Origin of the sequence: Acinetobacter sp. A47 (genome assembly GCF_000805455.1) — a bacterium.
Taxonomy (GTDB): domain Bacteria; phylum Pseudomonadota; class Gammaproteobacteria; order Pseudomonadales; family Moraxellaceae; genus Acinetobacter.
In genome coordinates, this window is sequence record NZ_JSUS01000069.1 from 1 (window position 1) to 1,166 (window position 1,166).

1 protein-coding gene is annotated in these 1,166 nt (G+C 46.3%); it reads left to right on the forward strand.

Annotated features, from left to right (window positions below; translation table 11 throughout):
- Window positions 1–1,166: amino acid adenylation domain-containing protein (locus tag OC23_RS15070; RefSeq protein WP_038345720.1), on the forward strand; the 1,166-nt coding region annotated here is incomplete at both ends.

Consider the following 1,166-nt stretch of genomic DNA (forward strand, 5'->3'; position numbering starts at 1 on the left):
CTGGTTATCCGGTAGAGCGCCTGGCCTATATTATGGAAGATGCCTCTCCAAGATTATTACTGGCTGATGCGACGGGTATAGATGTGCTGAAGAGTTCATCGGTACCGGTGGTATTACTGCAGGATGCTTTTGAACAGGCTTCTGCATATTCTGAAGAGAATCTGCTACCGGCGGAGATTGGTTTAAACAGCCGTCATCTTGCTTATGTGATTTATACCTCAGGTTCTACAGGTAACCCGAAAGGGGTGATGGTTGAACACCAGCAGGTGACAAATTTGAGTGGTGTTCAATGCCATCATTTTGGAGTTACTTCCCATAGTCGTATTTTGCAGTTTGCATCAATTAGTTTTGATGGAAGTATATTTGAGATAGTTCAAGCTCTATGTAATGGGGCGGCGTTAGTTATTATCTCTGATATACAACGTCAGGACCTAGATCAACTTGCAGACTTTATGAACAGACATAAAGTGACTCATGCAACGTTCCCTCCAGCATTGTTTGGTTCTGAATATTTAGATATTTTTGAAACTCTGGAATTTGTTATTTTTTCTGGTGAATCCCCGAGCATTAATCTATTGCAAGAGGCAGCTAAAAGGGTAACTGTATTTAACGGTTATGGACCTACAGAAGGGACAGTTTGTGCGACTGCCTTAAAGTATGAGGGGGGAAGTTTAAATATCGGCAAGCCTGTTACGAATGTAAAAACCTACCTACTGGATCCGCAAGGTAATCCGGTACCGGTTGGTGTTACAGGCGAGTTATATATTGGTGGTGTACAGGTTGCGCGAGGTTACCTGAACCGGCCAGAGCTTACAGCCGAGCGTTTCCTTCCGGATCCGTTTAGTACCGAGGCTGAAGCCAGAATGTATCGCACAGGGGATACTGCACGCTGGCTGGCAGACGGGAATATCGAATATCTGGGCCGTAATGATGATCAGGTGAAGATTCGTGGATTCCGGATTGAGCTGGGAGAGATTGCGGTACAGCTTTCAGGCCACCCGGCTGTGAAAGAGGCGGTTGTACAGGTCCGTGGAGAAGGTGAAGGCCGTCATCTTGTTGCGTGGTGGATAGCAGATTCAGCGGAGGCAGAGGTTGATGCTTCAGAGCTGCATGCCTGGTTAGCACGTGAGTTACCGGACTATATGGTACCGAGAAGTTATGTGAAT